Source organism: Streptomyces sp. NPDC001599 (genome assembly GCF_042893535.1).
Taxonomy (GTDB): Bacteria; Actinomycetota; Actinomycetes; order Streptomycetales; family Streptomycetaceae; genus Streptomyces.
Genome location: NZ_JBIAVA010000002.1, coordinates 353,848 through 379,439 on the forward strand (window position 1 = coordinate 353,848; position 25,592 = coordinate 379,439).

General features: G+C 72.7%; 23 protein-coding genes. 12 read left to right on the forward strand and 11 right to left on the reverse strand.

What is annotated here, in order from left to right; all coding sequences use genetic code 11:
* The first annotated feature begins 82 nt into the window (after positions 1 to 82).
* The 6 genes from ACFYZ3_RS06245 (at position 83) to ACFYZ3_RS06270 (ending at position 7,253) form a co-directional block, all read left to right on the forward strand.
* Entirely contained in the window at positions 83 to 1,108 is a 1,026-nt protein-coding gene (locus ACFYZ3_RS06245; RefSeq protein ID WP_388514312.1) for a glycosyltransferase family 2 protein, read from the forward strand.
* A 254-nt stretch (positions 1,109 to 1,362) separates the two neighbouring features.
* Positions 1,363 to 1,734 carry a 30S ribosomal protein S12 gene (gene rpsL, locus ACFYZ3_RS06250; protein WP_003948652.1) on the forward strand — a complete coding sequence of 124 codons (372 nt, stop codon included), beginning with the start codon at positions 1,363 to 1,365 and terminating at the stop codon, positions 1,732 to 1,734.
* A 2-nt stretch (positions 1,735 to 1,736) separates the two neighbouring features.
* Positions 1,737 to 2,207 (forward strand): 30S ribosomal protein S7, encoded by a 471-nt coding sequence (gene rpsG, locus ACFYZ3_RS06255; RefSeq protein ID WP_003974303.1) that lies wholly within the window; start codon positions 1,737 to 1,739, stop codon positions 2,205 to 2,207.
* A 39-nt stretch (positions 2,208 to 2,246) separates the two neighbouring features.
* Positions 2,247 to 4,373 carry an elongation factor G gene (gene fusA / locus ACFYZ3_RS06260; RefSeq protein WP_388514313.1) on the forward strand — a complete coding sequence of 709 codons (2,127 nt, stop codon included), beginning with the start codon at positions 2,247 to 2,249 and terminating at the stop codon, positions 4,371 to 4,373.
* 173 nt (positions 4,374 to 4,546) lie between these two features.
* Entirely contained in the window at positions 4,547 to 5,740 is a 1,194-nt protein-coding gene (gene tuf, locus ACFYZ3_RS06265) for an elongation factor Tu (RefSeq protein ID WP_011029795.1), read from the forward strand.
* A gap of 247 nt (positions 5,741 to 5,987) precedes the next feature.
* Positions 5,988 to 7,253, forward strand: coding sequence for a trypsin-like serine protease (locus ACFYZ3_RS06270; protein WP_388514315.1), 1,266 nt, complete (start codon positions 5,988 to 5,990; stop codon positions 7,251 to 7,253).
* A 93-nt stretch (positions 7,254 to 7,346) separates the two neighbouring features.
* Here ACFYZ3_RS06270 and ACFYZ3_RS06275 read toward each other — a convergent pair whose 3' ends face one another.
* The 3 genes from ACFYZ3_RS06275 to ACFYZ3_RS06285 form a co-directional block, all read right to left on the reverse strand.
* Complete coding sequence (locus tag ACFYZ3_RS06275) at positions 7,347 to 10,277, reverse strand: BTAD domain-containing putative transcriptional regulator (protein ID WP_388514317.1); 2,931 nt, start codon at positions 10,275 to 10,277, stop codon at positions 7,347 to 7,349.
* 202 nt (positions 10,278 to 10,479) lie between these two features.
* Complete coding sequence (locus ACFYZ3_RS06280) at positions 10,480 to 12,978, reverse strand: ABC transporter permease (protein WP_388514318.1); 2,499 nt, start codon at positions 12,976 to 12,978, stop codon at positions 10,480 to 10,482.
* A gap of 46 nt (positions 12,979 to 13,024) precedes the next feature.
* Positions 13,025 to 13,765, reverse strand: a complete 741-nt coding sequence (locus tag ACFYZ3_RS06285; protein WP_388514320.1) for an ABC transporter ATP-binding protein — start codon at positions 13,763 to 13,765, stop codon at positions 13,025 to 13,027.
* Between the two features lie 180 nt (positions 13,766 to 13,945).
* Here ACFYZ3_RS06285 and ACFYZ3_RS06290 point away from each other — a divergent pair, with 180 nt between their 5' ends.
* The 3 genes from ACFYZ3_RS06290 to ACFYZ3_RS06300 all read left to right on the forward strand — a co-directional run bounded on the left by ACFYZ3_RS06290 (position 13,946) and on the right by ACFYZ3_RS06300 (position 17,164).
* A complete protein-coding gene (locus tag ACFYZ3_RS06290; RefSeq protein ID WP_388514321.1) occupies positions 13,946 to 15,244 on the forward strand; it encodes a sensor domain-containing protein in 1,299 nt (432 codons plus the stop codon).
* Entirely contained in the window at positions 15,244 to 15,876 is a 633-nt protein-coding gene (locus ACFYZ3_RS06295; RefSeq protein ID WP_388514851.1) for a response regulator, read from the forward strand. The genes ACFYZ3_RS06290 and ACFYZ3_RS06295 overlap by 1 nt, the downstream gene beginning before the upstream one ends.
* Positions 15,877 to 16,024: 148 nt before the next feature.
* A complete protein-coding gene (locus ACFYZ3_RS06300; protein WP_388514322.1) occupies positions 16,025 to 17,164 on the forward strand; it encodes a hypothetical protein in 1,140 nt (379 codons plus the stop codon).
* A gap of 84 nt (positions 17,165 to 17,248) precedes the next feature.
* Here ACFYZ3_RS06300 and ACFYZ3_RS06305 read toward each other — a convergent pair whose 3' ends face one another.
* The 3 genes from ACFYZ3_RS06305 to ACFYZ3_RS06315 all read right to left on the reverse strand — a co-directional run bounded on the left by ACFYZ3_RS06305 (position 17,249) and on the right by ACFYZ3_RS06315 (position 20,764).
* The gene (locus tag ACFYZ3_RS06305; protein WP_388514324.1) at positions 17,249 to 18,619 is read right to left on the reverse strand and encodes an alpha-lytic protease prodomain-containing protein; all 1,371 of its coding nucleotides are present in this window, start codon (positions 18,617 to 18,619) and stop codon (positions 17,249 to 17,251) included.
* Positions 18,620 to 18,786: 167 nt separating this feature from the next.
* Entirely contained in the window at positions 18,787 to 19,734 is a 948-nt protein-coding gene (locus ACFYZ3_RS06310) for a LysR family transcriptional regulator (RefSeq protein ID WP_388514326.1), read from the reverse strand.
* Positions 19,735 to 19,798: 64 nt separating this feature from the next.
* A complete protein-coding gene (locus tag ACFYZ3_RS06315) occupies positions 19,799 to 20,764 on the reverse strand; it encodes a helix-turn-helix transcriptional regulator (RefSeq protein ID WP_388514327.1) in 966 nt (321 codons plus the stop codon).
* Between the two features lie 74 nt (positions 20,765 to 20,838).
* On the opposite strand from ACFYZ3_RS06315, the gene ACFYZ3_RS06320 reads away from it, so the two are divergent.
* Positions 20,839 to 21,231, forward strand: a complete 393-nt coding sequence (locus tag ACFYZ3_RS06320) for a VOC family protein (RefSeq protein WP_388514328.1) — start codon at positions 20,839 to 20,841, stop codon at positions 21,229 to 21,231.
* Between the two features lie 23 nt (positions 21,232 to 21,254).
* On the opposite strand, the gene ACFYZ3_RS06325 is transcribed toward ACFYZ3_RS06320, so the two are convergent.
* From ACFYZ3_RS06325 to ACFYZ3_RS06340, 4 genes are all read right to left on the reverse strand, one after another.
* Complete coding sequence (locus tag ACFYZ3_RS06325; protein WP_361010196.1) at positions 21,255 to 21,512, reverse strand: hypothetical protein; 258 nt, start codon at positions 21,510 to 21,512, stop codon at positions 21,255 to 21,257.
* Positions 21,509 to 21,856, reverse strand: a complete 348-nt coding sequence (locus ACFYZ3_RS06330) for a hypothetical protein (RefSeq protein WP_361010198.1) — start codon at positions 21,854 to 21,856, stop codon at positions 21,509 to 21,511. The genes ACFYZ3_RS06325 and ACFYZ3_RS06330 overlap by 4 nt, the downstream gene beginning before the upstream one ends.
* Positions 21,857 to 21,942: 86 nt before the next feature.
* Positions 21,943 to 22,836, reverse strand: coding sequence for a helix-turn-helix domain-containing protein (locus tag ACFYZ3_RS06335; protein ID WP_388514329.1), 894 nt, complete (start codon positions 22,834 to 22,836; stop codon positions 21,943 to 21,945).
* A gap of 249 nt (positions 22,837 to 23,085) precedes the next feature.
* Positions 23,086 to 23,520 (reverse strand): ATP-binding protein, encoded by a 435-nt coding sequence (locus tag ACFYZ3_RS06340; protein ID WP_388514330.1) that lies wholly within the window; start codon positions 23,518 to 23,520, stop codon positions 23,086 to 23,088.
* Between the two features lie 112 nt (positions 23,521 to 23,632).
* Here ACFYZ3_RS06340 and ACFYZ3_RS06345 point away from each other — a divergent pair, with 112 nt between their 5' ends.
* Both ACFYZ3_RS06345 and ACFYZ3_RS06350 read left to right on the forward strand, forming a co-directional pair.
* A complete protein-coding gene (locus tag ACFYZ3_RS06345) occupies positions 23,633 to 24,481 on the forward strand; it encodes a helix-turn-helix domain-containing protein (protein ID WP_388514331.1) in 849 nt (282 codons plus the stop codon).
* Complete coding sequence (locus ACFYZ3_RS06350) at positions 24,478 to 24,675, forward strand: DUF397 domain-containing protein (RefSeq protein ID WP_388514332.1); 198 nt, start codon at positions 24,478 to 24,480, stop codon at positions 24,673 to 24,675. The genes ACFYZ3_RS06345 and ACFYZ3_RS06350 overlap by 4 nt, the downstream gene beginning before the upstream one ends.
* Here ACFYZ3_RS06350 and ACFYZ3_RS06355 read toward each other — a convergent pair.
* Positions 24,626 to 25,525: a helix-turn-helix transcriptional regulator gene (locus tag ACFYZ3_RS06355; RefSeq protein ID WP_388514334.1), complete on the reverse strand. Its 900-nt coding sequence runs from the start codon at positions 25,523 to 25,525 to the stop codon at positions 24,626 to 24,628. The two genes, ACFYZ3_RS06350 and ACFYZ3_RS06355, sit on opposite strands and share 50 nt — an antisense overlap.
* Positions 25,526 to 25,592: the final 67 nt, after the last annotated feature.

The window sequence follows — 25,592 nt, forward strand, 5'->3', positions numbered from 1 at the left end:
GCCACCCTCAACCGTCAATTGCTGCCATAAGATCGCACAAGAGTCGCACATCTGTACTCAAGGTCATGAGGAGGGAGGCGCGGTGCCCGAGGGACGGGACGCGGAACAGCACGGACCGGTCGTGCTGTCGGTCGTCATTCCGATGTTCAACGAGGAAGACGTCCTGCCCGCGCTGGTCACCAGGCTCCGCCCGGTCCTCACCGAGCTGGGCGTCCCGCACGAGGTCGTCGCCGTCGACGACGGCAGCGGCGACCGCACGGCGGAGCTGCTGGACGCCTTCCGGCTGGGCTGGCCGGAACTGCGCGTGGTCGCGCTGCGGCGCAACTCCGGCCACCAGGCGGCCCTCACGGCAGGGCTCGACCGGGCCCGCGGCGCCTACGTGGTCAGCCTGGACGCCGACCTCCAGGACCCGCCGGAGAAGATCCGCGACATGCTGGCGCTGGCCCGCGCGGAGGGCCTCGACATCGTCTACGGCGTGCGCGCCGACCGCAGCAGCGACTCCGGGTTCAAGCGGTGGTCGGCGGGGGTGTACTACCGGCTGATGCGGCGTCTGGCGGGCCCGTCGGTCCCCGCCCAGGCGGGCGACTTCCGGCTGCTCAGCCGGGCCGCCGTGGAGGCCCTCAAGGCCCTGCCCGACCAGCAGCGGGTGTACCGGCTGCTGGTGCCCTGGCTGGGCTTCCCGAGCGGGCAGGTGACGTACGAGCGCGCGCCGCGTACCGCGGGCCGCACGAAGTACCCGCTGGGCCGGATGATCCGCCTGGCGGTGGACAGCGTCACCGGCTTCTCCGCGGCCCCGCTGCGCATCGCCACCTGGCTGGGCGCCGGCGCCTTCGTGGTCTGCCTGGGACTGCTGGTCTACACGCTGACCGCGTTCGCCCTGGGCCGCACGGTGCCCGGCTGGACCTCGCTGTTCACCGGCATCGTCTTCATCGGCGCCGTACAGCTGGTCTGTGTCGGCCTGCTCGGTGAGTATGTCGGGCGCATATACACGGCGGTGCAGAACCGGCCGACGTATTTCGTCCGCCACGACACGGCGGCGACGGTACCCGCGCCCGGCCCCGCGCCCGGCTCCGCCGACACGCTCGCCGAACAGGACAAAGTGGAATGAACCGGGCGGCGATGCCGGTGTCGCCCATTTGTTTTGACCGCAGCGAATGCGCTAGGTACGCTCAGACCTTGTGCCTGGGGTGTGCCCTGGCCCTCGTGCGTGTCTACAGCCGCACCGGGGCCGTGTGTGGCCACCGCATTTCGCGTCTCCTTCCGCCTCGCGGCCGGAGTTCGCGGCTTCGACACACCCGACCGCGTGGGTCGGTGACGTTCCAGGTTAGCTTCACCATTCGGCACACAGAAACCGGAGAAGTAGTGCCTACGATCCAGCAGCTGGTCCGGAAGGGCCGGCAGGACAAGGTCGAGAAGAACAAGACGCCCGCACTCGAGGGTTCGCCCCAGCGTCGCGGCGTCTGCACGCGTGTGTTCACGACCACCCCGAAGAAGCCGAACTCGGCCCTGCGTAAGGTCGCGCGTGTGCGTCTGACCAGTGGGATCGAGGTCACCGCTTACATTCCGGGTGAGGGGCACAACCTGCAGGAGCACTCCATCGTGCTCGTGCGCGGCGGCCGTGTGAAGGACCTGCCGGGTGTTCGCTACAAGATCATCCGCGGTTCGCTTGACACCCAGGGTGTGAAGAACCGCAAGCAGGCCCGCAGCCGCTACGGCGCCAAGAAGGAGAAGTAAGAATGCCTCGTAAGGGCCCCGCCCCGAAGCGCCCGGTCATCATCGACCCGGTCTACGGTTCTCCTCTGGTGACCTCCCTGATCAACAAGGTGCTGCTGAACGGCAAGCGCTCCACCGCCGAGCGCATCGTCTACGGCGCCATGGAGGGTCTGCGCGAGAAGACCGGCAACGACCCGGTCATCACGCTCAAGCGCGCTCTCGAGAACATCAAGCCGACCCTCGAGGTCAAGTCCCGCCGTGTCGGTGGCGCGACCTACCAGGTCCCGATCGAGGTCAAGCCGGGCCGTGCGAACACGCTCGCCCTGCGCTGGCTGGTCGGTTACTCCCGCGCCCGTCGCGAGAAGACCATGACCGAGCGTCTGCTCAACGAGCTCCTCGACGCCTCCAACGGCCTGGGTGCCGCTGTGAAGAAGCGCGAGGACACGCACAAGATGGCCGAGTCCAACAAGGCCTTCGCGCACTACCGCTGGTAGTCGCTACCCACATCGAGACCGAGAGAAGACTGAAGCCTTATGGCTACCACTTCACTTGACCTGGCCAAGGTCCGCAACATCGGGATCATGGCCCACATCGACGCGGGCAAGACGACCACCACCGAGCGGATCCTGTTCTACACCGGCGTTTCGTACAAGATCGGTGAGGTCCACGACGGCGCCGCCACGATGGACTGGATGGAGCAGGAGCAGGAGCGTGGCATCACGATCACGTCTGCTGCGACCACCTGTCACTGGCCGCTCGAGGACAACGACTACACGATCAACATCATCGACACCCCGGGGCACGTCGACTTCACCGTCGAGGTGGAGCGTTCCCTGCGCGTGCTCGACGGTGCCGTGACCGTGTTCGACGGTGTCGCCGGTGTCGAGCCGCAGTCCGAGACGGTGTGGCGTCAGGCCGACCGTTACGGCGTGCCGCGTATCTGCTTCGTCAACAAGCTGGACCGTACCGGCGCCGAGTTCCACCGCTGCGTGGAGATGATCTCGGACCGTCTGGGTGCCCAGCCGCTGGTCATGCAGCTCCCGATCGGTGCCGAGGCCGACTTCAAGGGCGTCGTGGACCTGGTCCGCATGAAGGCGCTCGTGTGGTCCGCCGACGCGGCCAAGGGCGAGATGTACGACACCGTCGACATCCCGGCCACGCACACCGAGGCCGCCGAGGAGTGGCGCGGCAAGCTGGTCGAGGCCGTCGCGGAGAACGACGAAGAGGTCATGGAGCTGTTCCTGGAGGGCCAGGAGCCCACCGAGGAGCAGCTGTACGCCGCGATCCGTCGCATCACCATCGCCTCCGGCAAGTCCAGCGACACCACGGTCACCCCGGTGTTCTGCGGCACCGCGTTCAAGAACAAGGGCGTCCAGCCCCTGCTCGACGCGGTCGTGCGCTACCTGCCGACCCCGCTCGACGTCGAGGCCATCGAGGGCCACGACGTCAAGGACCCCGAGGTCGTCGTCAAGCGCAAGCCGTCGGAGGAGGAGCCGCTCGCCGCGCTCGCCTTCAAGATCATGAGCGACCCGCACCTCGGCAAGCTCACCTTCGTCCGGGTGTACTCCGGCCGCCTGGTGTCCGGCACCGCGGTGCTGAACTCCGTCAAGGGCCGCAAGGAGCGCATCGGCAAGATCTACCGTATGCACGCCAACAAGCGTGAGGAGATCGAGTCGGTGGGCGCCGGTGACATCGTCGCCGTCATGGGCCTGAAGCAGACCACCACCGGTGAGACGCTGTCCGACGACAAGAACCCGGTCATCCTGGAGTCCATGGACTTCCCGGCGCCGGTCATCCAGGTCGCCATCGAGCCCAAGTCGAAGGGCGACCAGGAGAAGCTCGGCGTCGCGATCCAGCGCCTGGCCGAGGAGGACCCGTCCTTCCAGGTCCACACCAACGAGGAGACCGGCCAGACCATCATCGGTGGTATGGGCGAGCTGCACCTCGAGGTGCTGGTCGACCGCATGCGCCGTGAGTTCAAGGTCGAGGCCAACGTCGGCAAGCCCCAGGTTGCCTACCGTGAGACGATCCGCAAGGCCGTCGAGCGCGTGGACTACACCCACAAGAAGCAGACCGGTGGTACCGGTCAGTTCGCCAAGGTGCAGATCGCGATCGAGCCGATCGAGGGCGGCGACGCCTCGTACGAGTTCGTGAACAAGGTGACCGGTGGCCGCATCCCGAAGGAGTACATCCCTTCGGTGGACGCCGGTGCCCAGGAGGCCATGCAGTTCGGCATTCTGGCCGGCTACGAGATGACGGGCGTCCGCGTCACGCTCATCGACGGTGGCTACCACGAGGTCGACTCCTCCGAGCTCGCCTTCAAGATCGCCGGTTCGCAGGCCTTCAAGGAGGCCGCGCGCAAGGCTTCGCCCGTGCTCCTCGAGCCGATGATGGCCGTCGAGGTCACCACGCCCGAGGACTACATGGGCGACGTCATCGGTGACATCAACTCCCGCCGTGGCCAGATCCAGGCCATGGAGGAGCGGATGGGTGCCCGCGTCGTGAAGGGCCTCGTGCCGCTGTCGGAGATGTTCGGCTACGTCGGAGACCTCCGCAGCAAGACGTCGGGTCGCGCAAGCTACTCGATGCAGTTCGACTCCTACGCCGAGGTTCCCCGGAACGTCGCCGAGGAGATCATCGCGAAGGCCAAGGGCGAGTAACGGGCTACTCCGTTCAACGGACCCCGTGAACACGCTTTAGGCTTGACCCCGGAGCCTGCATGGGGCATTCCGCCGCGAACCCGGTGGAATGCCCCCGGCACCCGGGCTTTCCAGCAAAGATCACCTGGCGCCGATGAGTAAGGCGTACAGAACCACTCCACAGGAGGACCCCAGTGGCGAAGGCGAAGTTCGAGCGGACTAAGCCGCACGTCAACATCGGCACCATCGGTCACATCGACCACGGTAAGACGACCCTCACGGCCGCCATTACCAAGGTGCTGCACGACGCGTACCCGGACATCAACGAGGCGTCGGCGTTCGACCAGATCGACAAGGCTCCCGAGGAGCGCCAGCGCGGTATCACCATCTCGATCGCGCACGTCGAGTACCAGACCGAGGCGCGTCACTACGCCCACGTCGACTGCCCCGGTCACGCCGACTACATCAAGAACATGATCACGGGTGCCGCGCAGATGGACGGCGCCATCCTCGTGGTCGCCGCCACCGACGGCCCGATGCCGCAGACCAAGGAGCACGTGCTCCTGGCCCGCCAGGTCGGCGTTCCGTACATCGTGGTCGCCCTGAACAAGGCCGACATGGTGGACGACGAGGAGATCCTGGAGCTCGTCGAGCTCGAGGTGCGTGAGCTCCTCTCCGAGTACGAGTTCCCGGGCGACGACGTTCCCGTCGTCAAGGTCTCCGCTCTGAAGGCCCTCGAGGGCGACAAGGAGTGGGGCAACTCGGTCCTCGAGCTCATGAAGGCCGTGGACGAGGCCATCCCGGAGCCCGAGCGCGACGTCGACAAGCCGTTCCTGATGCCGATCGAGGACGTCTTCACCATCACCGGTCGCGGTACGGTCGTCACCGGCCGCATCGAGCGTGGTGTCCTCAAGGTCAACGAGACCGTCGACATCATCGGCATCAAGACCGAGAAGACCACCACCACGGTCACCGGCATCGAGATGTTCCGCAAGCTCCTCGACGAGGGCCAGGCCGGTGAGAACGTCGGTCTGCTGCTTCGCGGCATCAAGCGCGAGGACGTCGAGCGCGGCCAGGTCATCATCAAGCCGGGCTCGGTCACCCCGCACACCGAGTTCGAGGCCCAGGCCTACATCCTGTCGAAGGACGAGGGTGGCCGTCACACTCCCTTCTTCAACAACTACCGTCCGCAGTTCTACTTCCGTACGACGGACGTGACCGGCGTCGTGACCCTCCCCGAGGGCACCGAGATGGTCATGCCGGGTGACAACACCGAGATGAAGGTGGAGCTCATCCAGCCCGTCGCCATGGAAGAGGGCCTGAAGTTCGCCATCCGCGAGGGTGGCCGGACCGTGGGCGCCGGCCAGGTCACCAAGATCAACAAGTAAGCTCCGCTTGCTTGTCGGTCGACCCGACCTGACATGGGCTGATGCCTGAAAGGGCCCGTACGACTTCGGTCGTACGGGCCCTTTCGTCATGTGCGGCCCGGTCCGGCCGCCGCTCGGGTGGCGGCCGTGAAGGCGCGGAGTTGGCGCCGTGATCGTCCGGTGGACGGTTCCCGGCGGATCATGGGGCGCCGGTTCCCCAAGCGCACCCGCCGGGCCGGCCCCGTCGGTCCCCGTCCGAGGAAGACTCATGCGACGTACCAGACCTGTTCTTCTCGGCCTGCTGGCCGCCGTCCTGGCCGCCGGTCCGCTCGCGACCCCCGCGGGTGCGGTGAGCGGGACCCCCGTCACCGAGATCCCCGACCCGTCCGCGCCGCCGGCCGGCGAGACCGCCTACGCCTTCACCGCCCGCCTCGACATCGGCGACGGCACCCGCGGCTGCTCGGGCACCCTGGTCGAGTCGCAGTGGCTGCTCACCGCCGCCAGCTGCTTCGCCGAGGACCCGGCCGTGAGCCTGGACGTGCCGGCCGGTGCGCCCCGGTCGGCGACCACCGCCACCGTCGGCCGGGCCGATCTGACCGGCACCGCGGGTGCGGTCCGCGACGTCGTCGAACTCGTTCCGCACCCCGGCCGCGACCTGGTCCTGGCCAGGCTCTCCTCGCGGATCACCAACGTCACCCCGGTCGCGCTGGCCTCCTCGGCCCCGGTGGCGGGCGAGGAACTCCGGGTCACCGGCTACGGCCGTACCGCCGACGCCTGGGCGCCCCTGGCCCCGCACGGCGGCGACTTCACCACGGGGACGGTCGGTGCGGCCGAGGTCGGCATCACCGGCCAGGACGGCGCCGCGGTCTGTGCCGGTGACGCCGGCGGTCCGGTCCTGCGCGAGACCGGCCGGGGCGCCGAGCTGGTCGCGGTCAGCAGCCGCTCCGCGCAGGGCGGCTGCTTCGGCACGGACGAGAGCGTGACGAGCACCGACGCCGTCGGCACCCGGCTCGACGACATCACGTCCTGGATCGGCGCCCACGTCGCCCGCTGGGCCCTGAAGTCGAACGTGAACGGCAAGTACGTGTCGACCGAGGTGAACGCCACCGGCGACCAGGCGGGCAAGCTGCGGGCGCGCAGTGACACCAAGTACGGCTGGGAGCAGTTCACCCTGCACACCCGTGACGGCGGTACGACCGTGGCGCTGCGTTCCGAGGCCAACGGCCGCTACGTCAGCGTCGAGAAGAACATGACCGGCGACCACACGGGCATGCTCCGCGCCCGCACCGAAAGCCCCTACAGCTGGGAGATGTTCACCCTGGTGCCCCAGGGGAGCCTGGGATACGCGCTGAAGTCGGAGCTCACCGGCAAGTACGTCACGGTGGAGGCCAACTTCACCGGGCAGGACGAGGGTCTGCTGCGGGCCCGCAGCGACAGCGTCGCCGGCTGGGAGCGCTTCTCGCTGACGCACGCCGACAACTACCAGGTCGTGGGTTCGGACCCGGCCGCCCCGGCTCCGCTGCCGCTGGGCTGACCCGGGCCGTCCAAACGGAACATGGGCCCGGACGCCGCGACGCGTCCGGGCCCCGCCCCCCGCCCCCGGCCTCCCCGGGGCCGGCGTCGGCGCTCAGGTGCGTGATCCGCCCCGGGCCGCCGGTTCCCGCTCGTGGTGATCCCGCTCGTCGTGTTCCCGCTTGTGGTGTTCCCGCGCCGTACGGGTCCGGCCGAGGGCGGTGAGGGCACGGCCCACGTCGTGCAGCAGGTGTCCGGCCCCGACGACGTCGCCGGAACCGCGGCACATCTCCAGCGCCTCGGTGAGGGCGGCCAGCGCCTGCTCCGCGTCCCCCCGCTCCAGCAGCAGCTGGCCCGACCGGCGCAGGGTCCGGGCCCGGCCGATCGTGTGGCCGAGCGACGCGTAGATCCCGGACGCCTCGTCCAGCTGCCGCCGTGCGGCGTCCTCGCGGCCCTCGTGCAGCAGGACATGGGTGCTCTGGGTGAGCACGTCGGCCCGGCCCACCGGGTCGTCGCACGCCGCGAAGTCCTCCATGGCCCGCGCGTACAGCTGCCCGGCGGTGGCGTGGTCGCCCTCCCGCCGGGCGAGGAGCGCGAGGTCCCGGCGGCACAGGGCCCGGCCCCGGGGATCGTCGCAGACCAGGAAGAGGCCCAGCGCCGACTCCAGGAGGTTCCGGGCCGAGGCGGCCTGCCCCCGGCGCAGGTGGAGCGACCCGAGACCGGCGCGCACCGCCGCGGTGCCGCGCAGGTTTCCGGCCCGGGTCACGGCCTCCAGCGCCCGCAGGTGGGTGCGCTCCCACAGGTCGTGGTGGCCGCGCACCTCGAACAGGGTGACCAGGGTGGTCGCCAGGTCCCAGCTCAGGTCGTGCAGCCCCTCGTCCGCCGCGTGCTCCACCATCCGGCACAGGGCGCCGCGTTCCGCGTCCAGCCAGGCCACGGGGTCGGTCAGCAGCCGGTCCACGTACGGCTTCGGCGGGGACCAGCGGGGGGCGTCGCCATGCAGCACCGCGAAGTCGCCGCCGTGCACCCGGCGGTGTGCCTCCTGCGCCAGGTGCAGCCATCCGCCGGCCATCCGGGCCAGGGCCGCGCCGCGCAACCCCGTGCCGTCCTGGGCGGCGAGCAGCTCCCCGGCGTAGACGCGGGTGAGCTCGTGGAACCGGTACTGGAAGTCGCCCGCGCCGTCCACCCCGGCGACGTCCAGCAGACCGGCGCCGACCAGGGGGTCGAACAGGTCGGTGAGGCACGGGCGGCGGTCGTCGGCGAGGGCCCCGGCCAGCCAGCCGGGCAGGGTGGGGGTCCGGGCCATGCTGAGCAGCCGCAGCAGTCGCCGGTCCTTCTCCTCCAGTGCGTCGTACGTCGGCGACAGGCTGCCCCGCACGGTGAGTCCGCCGTGGGCCAGCTCGTCGAGGCGGCGCCGTTCGTCGGCCAGCCGGTGGACCATGGAGGCCAGCGTCCAGTGGGGGCGGGCCGCCAGCCGCGCGGCGACGATGCGCAGCGCGAGGGGGAGCCGCCCCACCGTGCGGACGAGCGCCTCGGCCGCCGGCCGTTCCCGGTCCACCCGTGACCGGCCCACCACACGGGCCAGCAGCTCCAGCGCGCCCTCCTCGTCCAGGAGGTCGACTTCGACCCGGTGCGCGCCGGGCAGTGCCGTCAGCCCGGACCGGCTCGTGACGAGGACCCGGCACGGGCCGCCGCCGGGCAGCAGCGGCAGGACCTGCCCCTCGTCCGCCGCGTCGTCCAGCACGACCAGGATGCGGCGGGAGGCGACCCGCGTGCGGTACGACTCGGCGCGCTCGTCCGGGGACTCGGGAATCAGCTCGCCGGGTACGCCGAGCGCCCGCAGGAACCGGCCGAGCACCTCCGTGGGAGTCGCGGGGGAGGCGGTGGTGCCGCGCAGGTCGCAGTAGAGCTGGCCGTCGGGGAAGGCCGTCGCGGCCAGCCGGTGGGCCAGGCGCACGGCCGTGGCCGACTTGCCGGTTCCCGGCCTGCCGGTGATCACGACCGGCCCCCCGTTCCTCCCCGTCCCGTGGCTCGCCGTCCTGTCGTCGCTCACCGTCCTGTCGTCGCCCGCCGTCCTGTCGCCGCCCGTCAGGACGGCTTCCAGCTCGGTCGGACGACCCGGTCCGACCACGAAGTCGGGTACGTCGGCGGGAAGCTGACGAGGGACCACGGGGCCGGGTCCGGACAGGTCCGAGGCGGCGTCCGGCGGTCGCGGCGCGGGTGGCGCGGCGCTCCCGGCGGGGATGCCGGGCGCGGCGCCGGGGGAGAGGCGGTCGGCCAGGACGGCGGCCTCCAGTCCCCTGAGCTCGGCCCCGGGCTCCAGCCCCAGTTCCCGGATCAGCAGGTCCCGGCCCCGGCGGTAGGTCCGCAGGGCGTCGGCCCGTCTCCCGGAGCGGTACAGGGCGGTCATCAGCTGCCCCCGCAGCCTCTCCCGCAGCGGGTGCTCGCCGACGAGCACCTCCAGTTCCCCGGCCAGGTCTTCGTGCCGGTCGAGTTCCAGTTCCAGCTGGACACGGAGTTCCGTGGCCGCCAGCCGCTCCTCGTCCAGGTGACGGGTCCGGTGGGCCAGCCGGTGGTTGTCCAGGCCGCTGAGGCAGTCGCCCTGCCAGAGCGCCGCGGCCGTGCGCAGCCGGGTCACCGCCTCCTCCCGGCGGCCCTCCCGGCCGAGCCGTCTGGCCTCGGCCACGAGGGCGGTGAAGAGTGCGGCGTCCACGTTGCCGGGCTCCGTGGTGAGGACGTAGCCGGAGGGCCGGGTCGCGATGGTCGCCGGGCGGGCCGCCCGGCCGAGGAGTGTGCGCAGCCGGGAGACGCAGATCTGCACCTGCGCGCGAGCCGTTTTCGGCGGGGTGTCGCCCCACAGGAGATCCACCAGGTGGTCCGTGCCGACCACCTGGCCGGCGCGCAGGAGCAGGGCGGCGAGGATGACCTGCTGACGTCCCGGCGTCACGTGGAGCGGGCCGTCGGGTCCGCGCACCTGGAGCGGCCCGAGAAGGGTGAGGCAGGGGCGCTCTCCGTCCGGGACCGCTCCCGGTGATTCCCCGACCACGCATTCCCCCCCAACACTCCCCGCGCCACGCCGGGAGCGACCGTCCGTTCGATTACTGCCTTTCCTGTCCCCGGGCCTCGGCGCGTATGCCGAAACGCGGGGGGAAACTAGATGGCCGGACGGCGTTCGCCGAGTGTTCGTCTCTCCACGCTTTCCCTCGCCGCTCCCGCCGTGCTGCGCCCGCACCGCCCGCTCCGCCGTGTCACCCGCCGGGGTGCCCGCCGCGCCGTCGCAGCGCCACCGCGGCCGGGACGAGCGACGCGGTGGTCGCGAGCACCGCGCAGACGCCCGCGGCCGTGCCGGCGGCCGCCCACGGCAGTACCGCAGGGGCGGGCACCGAGAGAAGGGCGAGCGCCGCCCACATCCCGGCCAGGTCGAGTCCGGCGACGGCCAGGCCCAGCAGGGCGCCGACCGCGACCACCGTCAGGGACTCGGCGGCCACCAGGCGCAGCACCTGCCCGTCGGTGGCCCCGGCGAGGCGCAGGACCGCCTGCTCGCGGGCCCGGGCGGGCGCCGCCATCAGCACGGTGTTGACCACCGAGATCCCGGTGTAGAGCAGCGCGATGCCGAGGACCAGGAGGAGACCGGCCCGCGTCGCGCCCCCAGAGCCCCCAGAGCCCCCAGAGCCCGAGGACGCCGCCTCGGCCCACGCATGCCCGCTCGACACCCGCCCGCCGGACGGCGCCACCGCCGCCCGCAGCCCGGCGGCCACCGCGTCCGGGCCGGCGCCGTCGGCGAGCGCGACGTCCACCCGGTCGACGGGGGCGCCGGCCGCGTTGGCCGCGGTGACGTAGACGCCGTTGTCACCGGTGCCGGTCTCCATCACGGCGGCGATGCGCAGCACCCGCTCGGTGCCGTCCCCGAGCCAGACCCGCACGCTCCGGCCGACCGTGTGCTCCTGCCACTCCTCGTTCACGACGATCGAGCGGTCGTCGAGGTCGGCGACCCGGCCCGCCACCACCGGGAGCCGGGCGGTCGCCGCGAGGGCCCCGGGGTCGTCGACGGCGCGCGCCTCGGATCGGACGAGGGCCACGCCGTCCTCCAGGACGTACACATCGCCCGCCGCGCTCGGGGAGATCCGTGCCCCGGGGACCGCGCGCAGGCGGTTCAGCGTCGCCGGGTCGAAGCCCGCGCCGGACGGCGCCGCGACCACGAAGGCCGCGGTGGTCCGTGCCCGGATCTCGGCGGCCTTCGCCGCGTCCAGCGTCGCGACGGCGCCGAGCAGGGAGCCCGTGAGCGCGACCGTGACCAGCACGGGCGCCGCGAGGGCCGCGGTGCGGCGGACACCGGCCGCGGCGTTCTCCCGGACCAGCAGGCCCGTGGCGCCCGGCAGGCGGGCCGGCAGCCGGGTGAGCAGCCGCGTCAGCGGGCGCACCGCGACCGGCGCGAGCAGCGCGGCCGCGGTGATCAGCAGCATCGGCCGGGTGACGTAGGTCTTGCGGTGCAGCAGGTCGCCGGGGTCCTCCGCGAGGGCGAGGGCGAGCGTCACCAGCGCGGTCAGCAGCAGCGCCAGCCCGGACAGCCGCCGTCCCCGGGTCGTCGCCCCGGTGTCCGCCGCCGCCTCCCGCAGCGCTTCGACGGGGCTGGTGCGCCCCGCCCGCCAGGAGGCGGCGACCGCCCCGCACAGGGCGACCAGGAGCCCGGTCCAGAAGGCGAGGTGATACGGCCAGGTGTGGTCGCCGAGGGTGAACCAGGCCGGGGCGAGACCCGCGCCGACGACCCGGCGCGTCAGCGGCGGCGCCCCGTACGCGCCCAGCACGCAGCCCGTGCCGGAGGCGAGTACGCCGACCACCGCGGCCTCGGCGAGCACCGTCCGCCGCAGCTGCCCCGGCGTCGCGCCCGCGGTGCGCAGCAGCCCGAACTCCCGGCGGCGCTGGGCGACCGCGAAGGCGAAGGTGGAGGACACGACGAACACCGACACGAAGGCGCAGACGCCGCCGGCCGTGCCGAACAGCGCGTTGAGCGCGGTCAGCGCCTCCTCGTCCCGGTGCGGGTCGGCGTCCGCGTACCGCCGCTCGGCACCGGTGAGCACCCGGACTCCCGCGCTGCCCGGCACCGAGTCCCGTACGGCGTCCCGCACCGCGTCCCGTACGGCGGAAGCCTCCGCGTCCACCACCACCTGCGCACTGAGCGGGGCGAGTTCGGCGGCCCGTGCGTCGGTGAAGAAGACGGCGTCCTCGAAGCCGAGGCCGGGTGCGGTCCCCACGACCCGCAGGGTGCCCCGGTCCGTGCGCACCCGCTCGCCCGGCGCGGCCCAGCCGCCGGTGACGACGACCTCGTCGGCGGCGCGGGGCGCACGGCCGGCGTCGATCCGGTACGGGGCGAACGCGGCGGTGGACCAGGGGTGGCCGACCAGCCCGCCGGGCCCGCGACCGCCCCTCACGCGCACCGGGAAGGACCGGTCCTCGACGACGCCGCCGAGCCGCTCCAGCCGGGCCACGACCGCGGCGGGCACGGCACGCGGCCGCGCCGGCTCCGCCGTACGGTCACCGGAGGGCGTCGGCACCCGCAGGGTGTCCTGCCCCCGGACCACCACCGGCGCCGCGGCGAACCGTTCCGGCGCCCGGTCGGGCGCGTCCAGCGAGGCCGCCAGGGCCTGGCCCGTCACGGCCAGCAGCGCGACCCCCAGCGCCAACGCGACGAAGCTCCCGGTGAAGGCGGCCCAACGGGTGCGCAGCGTGCACAGGGCGACGGTCAGCACGGGGTCCTCCGGTCGGCACGGACGGGCGGGTGGCGTCGGCGCGGGTTCAGCACGGCGCGGCCTCCAGGCGGGTCATGCGGGCGGCGATGCCGTCCGCCCCCGAGCCGGTCAGTTCGTCGTGGACCCGGCCGTCGACGAGGAAGAGCACCCGGTCGGCGTAGGAGGCGGCGACCGGGTCGTGGGTGACCATGACGACCGTCCGGCCCTCGCCGTCGGCCATGGCGCGCAGCAGGGTCAGGACCTCGCGGCCGGCGCGCGAGTCCAGCGCCCCCGTCGGCTCGTCGGCGAACAGCACCTCGGGGCGGGTGATCAGCGCGCGGGCCAGGGCGACGCGCTGCTGCTGGCCGCCGGACAGCTCGGTCGGCCGGTGCCGGGCGCGGTCGGCCAGACCGACCTCGCGCAGCGCCTCGCGCACCCGGCCCCGCGGCGGGCGGCGCCCGGCCAGCCGCAGCGGGAGCGCCACGTTCTGCGCGGCGGTCAGCGACGGCAGCAGGTTGAACGCCTGGAAGACGAAGCCGACGCGTTCCCGGCGCAGCAGGGTCAGCCGCCGCCGGCTCAGCCCCGTCAGCTCCGTGCCGCCGACGACGACCGATCCCGACGTGGGCCGGTCCAGTCCGGCGGCGCACTGGAGCAGTGTCGACTTGCCCGAACCCGAGGGGCCCATGACGGCGGTGAAGCTGCCGCGGCGGAAGGAGAGGGACACGTCGTCGAGGGCGGTCACGGTGCTGTCGCCCGCGCCGTACCGTCTGCTTACGGAACTCAGTCGGATCGCGTCGTCGCTGGTCATCAGTCTCCACTTCCCGATGTCCGAGCTGTTCGATGGGGTGCCCGGTGCGCCAACGAAACCGTGCGGGGCGGCACCGGCGCAGTGCGGCAGGGGCTAGAGCCGGGGTATGGCCTGCCCCACCCCCGTTGCTCCGCCTGGGCCGATGGCCGCGCCGCACGTCGCGGTCCTACGGTGAGCCGCATGCGCTCTCGCGACCTGTGGCAGGCCCTGTCCGCCCGCCGCTATCTGCTCTCCGCCTGGCCGTGGCGGGCGACCGCCTACCTGGTGACCGGGGCGGCGGCCGGCGCCGCGACCCTGGTGGGGCTCGCGGTCGCCCTCGTCGTGGGGGGCGCCCTGACCGTCGTGCTGGTGGGACTGCCGCTGCTGCTGCTCACCGCCCTCGCCGGCATCCCCCTGGCCCGCCTGGAGCGGCACCGGCTGCGCCTGATCGACCGCGCCCCCGCCCCCGCCCGGCCCGTGCGGCAGCCGCCCGCCACCGGGCCGTGGCCCTGGCTGATCACCCGGCTGCGCGAGCGGGCGACCTGGCGGGAACTGGGCCACGCGCTGCTGTTCGCCCTTCTCCTGTGGCCGCTGGACGCCCTGGCCGTCGCCCTCGCCCTGGCGGCACCGCTCCATCTGGCCGCCACCCCGCTGGTGATGGCCACGGCCGGCGGGGGAGAGGAGGCGAAGGTCCTCAAGCAGTGGACGGTCACCACCTGGCCGGCCGCGTCCGGCGTCGCCGCGCTCGGCCTGCTGCTCCTCGCCCTGGGCGGCTACGCGCTGGGCCTGGCCGCGGGCGTACGGGCCGAGCTGGCCCGCGTCCTCGTGGCCGCCCCGGGCGGCGAGGGTGACCCGGAGGCCAGAGTCGTCGAACTCACCCGCTCACGGGCCCGGTTGGTGGACGCCTTCGAGGCCGAGCGGCGCCGCATCGAACGCGACCTGCACGACGGCGCCCAGCAGCGCCTGGTCGCCCTGACGATGGCCCTCGGCCTGGCCCGCCTGGACGCGCCGCCGGGACCGCTGGCCGACCAGCTGGCCAAGGCGCACGGGGAGGCGGGCAGGGCCCTGGAGGAACTGCGCGAGCTGATCCACGGCATCCACCCCAAGGTCCTCGCCGACTACGGCCTGCCCGCGGCGGTCGCCGACGCCGCCGACCGCTCCGCCGTCCCCGTCGACGTCGCCCTGGAGCTGCCCGGACGGCTACCCCGGGCGGTGGAGGCCGCCGCCTACTTCGTGGTCTGCGAGGCCCTCGCCAACATCGGCAGGCACAGCGGCGCCGACCGCGCGGAGGTGACCGGCGGCCACCGCGACGGACGGCTCCTCCTCCGCGTCCGCGACGACGGCCGGGGCGGGGCCGACGCCGCGGCGGGCAGCGGGCTGACCGGACTCGCCGACCGGGTGTCGGTCCTGGATGGCAGACTCTCCCTGTCCAGCCCGCCGGGCGGACCGACCCTGCTGAGCGTGGAGATTCCTTGCGAGTGGACCGAACGCTTCGCGTAGTGCTCGCCGAGGACAGCGTGCTGCTGCGGGACGGCCTGACCGGCCTGCTGGCCCGCTTCGGCCACGAGGTCGTCGCGGCCGTCGGCGACGCGGACGCACTCGTCGCCGCGGTCACGGAGCACGCCCCGGACATCGTCGTCACCGACGTGCGCATGCCGCCCGGCTTCCAGGACGAGGGTTTGCACGCGGCCGTACGCCTGCGCGAGGAGCGGCCCGCCCTGCCCGTCCTGGTCCTCAGCCAGTACGTGCAACGGGCCTACGCGGCCGAGTTGCTGGACTCCGGCGACGGCACCGGCGTCGGCTATCTGCTCAAGGACCGCGTCGGCCAGGTCGAGGAGTTCGTCGACGCGCTGGCCGAGGTCGCGAACGGCGGCACGGTCGTCGACCCGGAGGTGGTACGCCAGTTGCTGCGCCGCCGCCGGGACCCGCTGGAGCGGCTCAGCCCGCGCGAGCGGGAGGTGCTCGCCCTGATCGCGGAGGGCAGGTCCAACGCGGCCGTCGCCCGCGAACTCGTCGTCTCCGAGGCGGCCGTGGGCAAGCACATCGGCAACATCCTCGCCAAGCTCGACCTGCCCCCGGCGACCGAGACGCACCGCAGGGTGCTGGCGGTGCTGACGTATCTGCGGGGCTGACGCGGTCCGGCGACGCGCAGCGGTGGCGCGGGTCGAGCGAAGGTGTACGGGTTCGGTCACAAGTTCCGCACGGAACGGCACTCCTCCTTCACTCGGCGGCAGGATGGATCACCGTCGACGCCCCCGCACCGAGGCAGAAAGTGAGCCCGTGAGTTCCGTCCCGCCCCCAGACCGTTCCGACGACGACCAGGCCCCCTCGATCTCCGACGAGCAGTTGGAGGCGTTCCTGCGGGAGGCCGCCGAGGGTGGTGGTCGCTCAGCGCCCAAGGAGCCGTCGGCCCGGGCGCGGATGGTGGCCCGGCGGTTGCGCGAGGAGGCGGAGCCGACGCCCTGGCGGGCCCCGCAGGGCAACCCGAAGGGCGACGCCCGCGGCCGTCGGCGCCTGGTGGGCGCGGTGGTCGGCGTGGTGGCGCTGGCCGCGCTCGCCCTCGTCGCCGTTCGGCCCTCCCTGGTCCTGGACCGGCTGCCCGGCGGGGACGACGCCTCCGCGTCGCCGACCCTGGCGGCCGAGTCGGCGCGGCCGACCGGCGCCCCCGGGGAGGCGGCCGGGGCCGAGCGGGCCACGCGCGAGCACCCGTTCCGCGGCTCGCCCGCCGAGCGGTGGGCCGAGGGCGCCGACGCCATCGAGGTCCCGGCGGCGAAGCCGCTGTCCGGCATGAGCAAGGACGACGTGGCGTTCGCGCTGCGCCGCACCAAGGAACTCCTGGTCGCCGCCAACCTGGACCCCGCCGTACTGCGCGGGGAACGGCCGGACGAGGCGCTGGACGTGCTCGACCCGAAGCAGCCGGAGCTGCTGCCCAAGCTGCGCCGCTCACTGAGCGACCCGGACGCCGACCACGACCCGCTCCGGCTTTTCACCCGCTTCGACCCGGCCGAGACCCGCCTGGCCGGTGACGTCGTGAAGGTCCGTGGCCGCATGACGCTCGCCGCGGGCGAACCGGGCGTGGTGAAGGTCAACGCGGACTACACCTTCGTCTACCCGCTGGTCCGGGCCGACGACGCCGACGGGCCGGTCGCCCGCACGATCATCCGCCGCGTGCTCACCCTGACCCTGAACGACCCGGCGAAGTGGCACGTGACCGAGGGCAAGCTCCTGGTGGAGAAGTACTTCTCCGAGTACGGCAACACCGACTGCGACGTCTACGACGGCTACCTGCACCCCGGCTTCCCCGACGACGACGGTCCCGGCGGGGCGCGGCCCACCGGCCCCCTCACCGACCCCTACGACCGCAGCCGCCCCCTCACCGGCTCGGATTCGGGAGGCTGCGGCCAGGTCACCCGTACCTGACCCGGACGTGACCGGGCCCGGGCGCTCTCCCTCACGCACGCCCGGACCCGTCCCCCGTTGTCCCCTGTGGGGGTCAGTGGGGTGTCACACTCGCTGCCACAGCGCCGGAACGTTCGGCGGCTCCCAGCCCGCGTAGGCCTGGTGGCCCTGGAGGCAGCGGAAGGTGGCGCCGCCGTAGGTCACGGTGTCGCCCGGCTGGTAGACGGTGCCGGCCGCCCAGGTGCCGCCGGGCTCGCCGGGCTCCTCGCCGCCGTCGTCGCCGCCGGTGGTCTTGAGCGTGAGCCCGTAGTTCTGGAGCAGCGCGTTGATCGGCTGGAAGAAGGTCTCGCCGCCGGTGCGGCAGTCGCCCGAGCCGCCCGAGGTGACGCCCTGCGCCTGGCTGCCGGAGATGTAGGAGCCGCCGGAGTCACCGGGCTCCGCGCACACCGTGGTCTTGGTGACCGGGGAGATGGTGCCTTCCTGGTAGGTGACGCTGGTGTTCAGCTGCGTGACGGTGCCGCAGTGCCAGCCGGTCGTGGAGCCGGACCGGCACACGGACGCGCCGACCGGGGAAGCAGTGGAACCGGTGACCTGGACGTTCTGCCCACCGGCGCCGAGCACGTACGGGGTCGCCGTCCAACTGGAGTTGGTGGCCACCCACGCCATGTCGCGACCCGGGAAGATCGAACCCTGGAAGGTGCCCTGGGCCACCCGGTTGGCGCCCGTGGTGCTGGATCCGGCCCGGCCGCAGTGGCCCGCGGTGGCGAAGCCCTGCTGGGTGCCCTTGGTGACCGGGAAGCCGATCGAGCAGCGGCTGCTGTTGTTGATGTAGTACGCCTCGCCGCCGCGCAGGTCGTAGAAGGTGCGGGGCCGCTCGGTGCGGCTCTTCACGCGGGCGAGGGACCGGTCGACACCGGCCGCCGTCAGCAGCGAACGCGCCGCGGCCGGGCGTATCGCCTCGACGACGACGGAGTTGGTGCGTGTGTCCACGTACCAGACGGGCGCGTCGGCGGTGTTCACACCGGCCGCCGCCTTGTCCAGGCGGGCCTTGGCCGTGTCCAGGTCGGCGAGCGAGTGGCGCACGACCTTCGCCTCGGCGCCCCGCGCCTCGATCGCGGCGACGTCGCCCGCGTCGGTCGTCGCCACGGTCAGGGTGCCGGACTCGGCACCGCGCACCCACGCGCCCGCGAAGTCGCCGCCGAGCGCGGCCCGCAGCCGGCCCGCCGTGGCGCCCGCCTCGGCCTCGTTGACGAGGCGGCGCTCCGCCTGCCGGCGGTCGAGGCCGAGGTCCCGCTGCATGGCCTTGAGGAGAGCGGGGGGCGCGGCGTCGGTGCGCAGGGTCTCGGCGGCGGTGGGTGCGGAGTCGGCGGGTGCCGTCCCGGCGCTCGCGGAGCCGCTGAGCCCGGCCACGAGCAGGGCCGCGGTCGCGGCGACGGCGGCACCCACGGCTCTGTGATGTCGGTGTCGGTGGTGCATGGGGGATCTCCTCGGTCTCGGTGGGGAGGTGCCGAAACCGTAGGGAGGAGCGACCGGCCGGCATAAGAGGTCAGCCGTCCCTCTGCCCGGCGTTATGGAACCGGGTGTTACGGAACTGGGGGTTACACAACCCGGTGTTACGGAACCGGGTGTTGAGCAACCCGGCGTCACGGAACCCGGTGGGCCGACATCCACTCCGTGTAGCTGTCGCTGTTGGCCGCCACGCCCGCGTGCGCCATCCTTGCCTGCGAGAGCACCGCCGCGGCGGTGTCCTGCCGCTGCGTCGCCGCGTGCCAGCCGAGCAGGTGCCGCCAGGTCAGCGGGGTGTCGGCCAGCGGACGGGTCACGATCTGGGGGGTGGTCGGGAAGGTCGCCCGGCACAGCCCGACCGCCCGCCCCACCTGCACCAGGTGCACGAGGGACGCGGTGTCCGTCTCGTACATGCGGCGCGGGGTGAAACCGGCCCGGGCGCACGACGCGGTGAAGCAGTCGCCGAAGCAGCCGTCGCCGGGTACGCACGCCCACTCCTCGTCGGCCAGCGCGGTCAGGTCCACCTCCGCGCGGTGGGCCAGCGGGTGGTCCTCGGTCATCATGACGAACACCGGGTCGACGGCGACCTCCCGCCACACCAGCCCCTCACCCGGGGGCGGCGACGCGGTGCCGCAGGTCCCGGCCAGCGCGAAGTCCAGCCGCCCCTCGGCGAGCTGCCCGGCCAGCTCCCGCTCGGACCAGGAGGTGCAGGTCGTCATCCGGGCGTCCGGCGCCACACCGGCCAGCCGGTCGAGGAGGGCGCCCAGTAAGGGCCCGTGGGTGCCGCCGATCCGCAGCCGCTCCGCCGTGCGCGGCGCCCGGGCGAACCGGGCCGCCTCCTGCTGCAACTCGGTCACCGCGGGCAGCACGATCCGGCTCCGTTCCAGCACCAGTTCGCCCAGCGCGGTGGCCCGCACTCCGTGCCGGCCACGCACGAACAGCGCGCCGCCCAGGGCTCGTTCGATCCGCTTGAGCTGTGCGCTCAACGCGGGCTGCGCGAGACCGAGAGCCGTCGCCGCCCTGGTGAGGCTGCCGGCGTCGGCGATGGCCCGGACCGTCTTGAGATGCCGCAACTCCAGCTCCATGAGGGGAGCTTGCGACGCGGCGAGAGCGGGGGCAAGAGGTTGGTACGGACCTCTGGAGGAAACTTCAAGTACTTGTGTCGCCGTTCGCCGCGAGCAGCTCCCGGGTCCGGCGCAGCAGCGCCTCGCGCACGGAGTCCGGTGCCAGCACGCGCAACGGCGTGGCGAGGCTGAACAGATACCGGGCCAGCCCCTCCGCGCTCGACCCGCCGATCTCGACGACCGTGGCGTCCGGCCCGTCGGCCCGGTGCAGCCCGACCGTGGCGGGAACGGACCGCAGCGCCTGCTCCATGGGCACCGGCAGGCGGACGGTGGCCAGCACGGCGTACGGCCCGGTCGCGCTCGCGCGGGACACGAGCAGCGCCGGATCGGGCAGCGGTTCGGTGAACTCGACGGGCCGCCCGGTCGGCTGCACCCGCTCGACCCGGTCCGCCCGGAACGTCCGCCACTCGCCCCGCTCGACATCCCGTGCCACGAAGTACCAACGCCGCCCGGTGTGCACGAGCCGGTACGGGTCGACGTCCCGCACACTGGCCCGCCCTCCCCAGTCCCGGTACGCCATCCGGGCCCGTTCGCCCCGCCGGCACGCGGCCGCCAGCTCCAGCAGCATTCCCGCCGCGACCTGCGGTTCCCCGGCCCTCGGCGTCTGTACGAACGCGGCATCCATGTCCCCGAGCCGGTCGCCCAGCCGCTTGGGCAGCACCTGCCGCAGCTTCAGCAGCGCCGACAACGCCGCCTGGTCCCCGCCGAGCGCCCCGCTCAGCGCGGCCTCCCGCAGTCCGACGGCCACGGCGAGGGCCTCCTCGTCGTCGAGGATCAACGGCGGCGTACGCGTCCCCGGCCGCAGCCGGTACCCGCCCCACGGCCCCGGGTCGGAGTCGACGGCGTACCCCAGTTCCCGCAGCCGCGCCACGTCCCGCCGCACGGTCCGCTCCGTGACCTCCATCCGCTCGGCCAGCTCACCGCAGGTCCAGGCGGGACGGACGGCGAGCAGGGAGACCAGGCGCAGCAGCCGGGCGGAAGTACTGAGCACGGTCCCGAAGTCTTCCACGCATCCGGTGCCGACCAGGACCGAACCTGTCCTGGTCACGTCCTACGGTCTCTCCCATGACGACAACGCAGAACACCCCGGCACCGACCTTCCGCTACTCGGCCGTCACCTTCGACTGCTCCGACCCCGCCGCGCTGGCCCGCTTCTGGGGCGAGGCCCTCGACCTCCCCGTCGCCTTCAACACCGACGACTTCTACCTCCTCGGCGGCAAGGACGGCGCCCCCGGCCTCGGCTTCTGCCGTCTGACCGACTACCGCCCGCCGACCTGGCCGGGCACCGACCAGGAGAAGCAGGCCCACATCGACGTCGGCGTCGACGACCTGGACACGGGGGAGGCCCGCCTGCTCGCCCTGGGCGCGACCAAGCCCGACTTCCAGCCTTCACCGGACCGCTGGCGAGTGCTGCTGGACCCGGCGGGCCATCCGTTCTGCGTGTCCACGGTGGCGTGAGGGCGGGCGACTCGCCCCTCCGTTCAGAAGCCCAGGTAGACGATCTGCACGACGAAGACGCGCTCACGTCGCACGACGACTTGGTACGTGAACATTCCGCCGGGGACGATGACGTCGCCGCCCTTCACGTCGGCGCCTTCGTGCCCCCGGCCGTGTACGTAGAGCGCCTCCGCCGCTCTGACCAGTTCGTCGGCCTTGGCCTCCACCCCGATCAGAAAGACCCGCGGAACAGTGCGCGCGGCTTCCTCCGCGCCGAAGGCGTACTCCCAGCACCAGCTCAAGTGCGCACGGCCTTCATCGCCTCGCTGAGGACGTCATTGAGCTCCCGCAGTGCTTCCTGCGCCACTGTCGGGTCCTCGTCCTCCAGCTTGCTCTTGGCGTGGGCGTGGCGCGCCGTAAGGTCGGGGCGCCGGGCGATCTCGATGTCCCTTGCCCAGGCCAGGACCCAGCTGCGCACCGGGCTGAGGGACTCCCACTCGACGGCCTTGGCGAAAGCCTCATCCTTCGACCGCTGCATCTCCGTGAGGCGGCCGGGGGCGACGACGACGAGCGCGGCCCGCAGGGCGTCCGGCGTCTGTTCGGGGCGGGGAATCAGCTCGTTCCCGTGGTCGGCCTGGGTGCTCATGGTGTCCTCCCGGGAGTGCACTGGCCAGGTTAGTCGCCCGGGAGGGCAGGGGCGGGAGGTTGCGGACACGGCGCTGAGGGTCCTGTTCACGGTCGGGACGAGGCTGACGGGGTGGGGCACCTGGACTCACGGCAGTCGCGGCAATGGGATTCGGTCCCGGGGGCCCGGAAGCCGCGGTCGCAGCCTTCGCAGTTCTGGAGTGGGTGGCGCGGTGGCGGTACGGCGGCCGACGGCGTGCGGAACGGGGGCGGTGGTGGCAGCCGGTCGGTGAGGCGGTGGGCGAGGAGGGCGGCCGGGCGGTGCAGTGGCTCGTCCGGGAGGCCGGTGGTCAGGGCGTGGCGTACGGCGCCGGGGGTGACGTCGCGCTCCAGCCAGGCGGCGACCCCTGGGACCAGGTGGGCCGTGTCCGTCGCCGAGAGCAGCAGCCGGGGGTCGTGGCGGCGCAGGGTGGCGAGGAGGTCGAGGGCCGTCTGGAGCAGCGCGGGGGCGGTGCTGCTCGGCTGCGGTACGGCGGGGAGCGCCTTGTGTCCCGTACGGCGCGGGGGCAGAGGCGTGCGTTTCGCGGGTGGGCACCCCGTGTCGGCCGGTTCGCGGCGGCTCGCGTGCGGCTGGTTGCAGGAAACCGTGCGGGTGACGATCCGGCCGGTCTCCGTGCGGTGGCGCTCGCGGCGCAGGTAGCCGTGGGCCTCCAGTTCGCGCAGGGCGGCAGCGATACGGGTCGGCCCCTCCGGGAAGCGGGCGGCGAGCGACTTGATGTCGGCGCCCGCGCCGGTGGGCAGCGACTGGAGGTGGCAGCCGAGGCCGATCGCGAGGAGCGACAGCTCCTTGTGCTGGACCAGGTGGTTGCCGATCACCACGAAGCGGGTGGTGTGGCGGGTGTTCTCGTGGGTGATGCCGCCGCCGTGGCGACGCGTACGGGTCGGATTGTCGGCGAGGGCTGACTCGGCGCGCGGGGGCGCGCTAGGGTTTTGGGTACCCATCGGGAAGGTTTCCTTTTCCTTGCTTCCTTGGTGGTAGGCCCTCGCACCGGGATGCCAGTCCCAGCGGGGGCCGAAGTCTTTTCGGTTGTTTGCGCTGAGAGTAGGGGAGTTGAGGGCCCCGAAATCCAGCTCAGCCGGTGATGTTCACCCACCCGAGTGACGACGCGCCTCGGGCGGGAGGGGTGGGGCTTGGTGGGGTCATTTCCCCCGGTTTCTTTCTCTTGGTAGGGCACCGACGGCACCGGAACCTCAGAACGTGGGTTCCGGTGGCGTACAGCGCAGTTCGGCCCACACGGTCTTGCGCGGGAAGCGGCCCTCGGTCACTCCCCAGCGGTGCGCCAACGCCTCGACCAGCAGCAGACCCCGGCCGGATTCGGCGTCGGAGGCCGGCTTTTGAGGGGCGGGGAGTTCCTGGCCCCGCGTGTCGGTGACCTCGACGCGGAGGATGTCGCCCACGACGTACAGGGTGAGTCGGAAATCGCGGCCGGGGACGCGTCCGTGGTCCGCCGCGTTGTTGGCCAGCTCGGCGACGAGGAGGCGTGCCGGGTCCAGGGCCAGACCCCAGGCGCGGAGCTGCTCGGTCGCGAGCAGGCGGGCGAGGCGGGCGCCTCGTGGGGTGGGCGACAGTTGCACGCTGAAATTGCGGACGGACGCGGCGAGTTCGGTGGTGGATTCCTGATTCACGTCACTCAGCGTGGCGGCGTGTGCGTACCGTGAGAAGTGACTCAGCGGGTACGTACGGTGACTGTCCGGCGCTTGTCCAGTGGTGTCGGCGCTGTCGGGGAAGGGGCGGAGGATGGCGGTCGAGACGGACGAGTCGGGGTGGGAGGTCGACCCCGACGACGAGTGGGGAGTCGCGGTCATCACCACGGTGGGACGGCAGTTGAAGCTCCGCCGGGAGGCGGCGGGTATGCGGGCCGGCGACTTCGGAGTGGCGGTCGGGTACGGGGAGGACCTCGTCTACAAGGTCGAGGGCGGCAAGCGGATTCCCCGACAGGAGTACCTGGACAGGGCGGACGAGGTACTGGAGGCCGGTGGGCTTCTCTCGGCGGCCTGGGAGGACGTGAAGAAGGTCCGGTACCCGAAGAAGGTGCGGGAGCTGGGGAAGTTGGAGGGGAAGGCGGTTGAGATCGGCATCTACGAGTGCAACAGCGTCCATGGACTCCTGCAGACGCCGGATCACGCTCGCGCGCTGATGGAAGCGGCCCAGCCCCCGTACTCCGCAGACGACGTTCAGCGCATGGTGGCAGCCCGCATGGCTCGGCAGTCGGTCTTCGAACGTGAACCGGCCCCGTCGATCCACTTCGTCCTGGAAGAGGCGCCGTTGCGACGGCCGGTAGGGGGCACAATGGTGCAGCAACAGCAGCTCGAACGCCTGTTGGAGGTGGGGTCGTTGAACCACGTCTCGCTTCAAGTGATGCCGACGAGCACTGATGCCCACCCGGGTGTGGACGGCAAGATCGAGCTGTTGAAGTTCCCGGACGGCACGGCAGTGGGACGTAGTGATGGTGCGTTCAACGGTCGGCCGACTGCTGAGCCCAGGGAGCTGCGCATCCTTGAGCTGCGGTATGGCACCATCCGGGCGCAGGCTCTCCCACCGAGAGCATCGCTTGCCTTCATCGAAAAACTGCTGGGAGAGACATGACCCGCGAGACCGAACTGGTCTGGTTCAAGAGCACCTACAGCAGCGGTACGGACGGCAACTCCTGCGTCGAACTGGCCCTCACCCCCGCCACCGTCCACGTCCGCGACTCCAAGACCACCGACACCGACGGCCCCCGCCTCACCCTCACCCCTGCCGCCTGGGCGAGCTTCCTGCCGTACGCGTCGCAGCGCTGACCTCGCTGACCTCCTGCGTGCCGACGACCGACAGCAGCTCCAGCAGCCCCGCGCTGTCGGTCCCCACGGCCGGGGTGAACCACAGGAGCCGCTGGCGGCCGTCCTCGCTGAAGAGGTTGAGGCAGTTGACCTCGATCAGGCCGACCGCCGGGTGGACCAGCCGTTTCCGGTCGTCGCGCCGGAACGCCACCTCGTGGTCGGCCCACAGCGCGGCGAACTCGGGGGAGACACCGAGCAGCGTACGGATCATCGAGCCGGCCTCCGTGTCCTTCGCGTCCCGCCGGGCGGCGGCGGCCCGCAGATCGGCGACGAAGGAACGGGACTGGTACGCGTGGTCGGCCTCGGGATACAGCAGCCGGGCCTCCGGCTCGGTGAACCACCGGTGGACGAAGCTGGCGCGGGGCCCCCGGTAGCCGGACTGGTCCCCGAGCAGCGCCACGGCCAGCGGATTCTGTACGAGGGTGACGTGCAGGTCGGTGATCACCTGTGCCGGGGTCGAGGTCATCCGCCCGAGCAGGTCCAGCATGCCGGGGTGCACGTGCGAGGCGGGCCCGCCCTGGACGGGAACCGGCCGGTCGGCGAGCCGGTACAGGTAGTCCCGCTCGTCGGCGGACAGCCGCAGCGCACGGGCCAGCGCGGCGATCATCTGCTCGGAGGGCTGGGACCCGGCGCCGCGCTCCAGCTCGTTGTAGTAGTCCACGGACGCCCCGGCGAGGTGGGCCACCTCCTCGCGGCGCAGCCCCGGCACCCGGCGGCGCGGTCCGGCGGGGAGTCCGACGTCGGCCGGGCGGATCCGCTCCCGCCGCGACCGCAGGAACGCTCCCAGCTCGGCGTACTTCACAGCGCTCATACGGTCTATTCTGCGCCGGGCCGGGCCGCTGACCCAGGGGATGGCATCCCCTGGCTGCGCCGCCCGA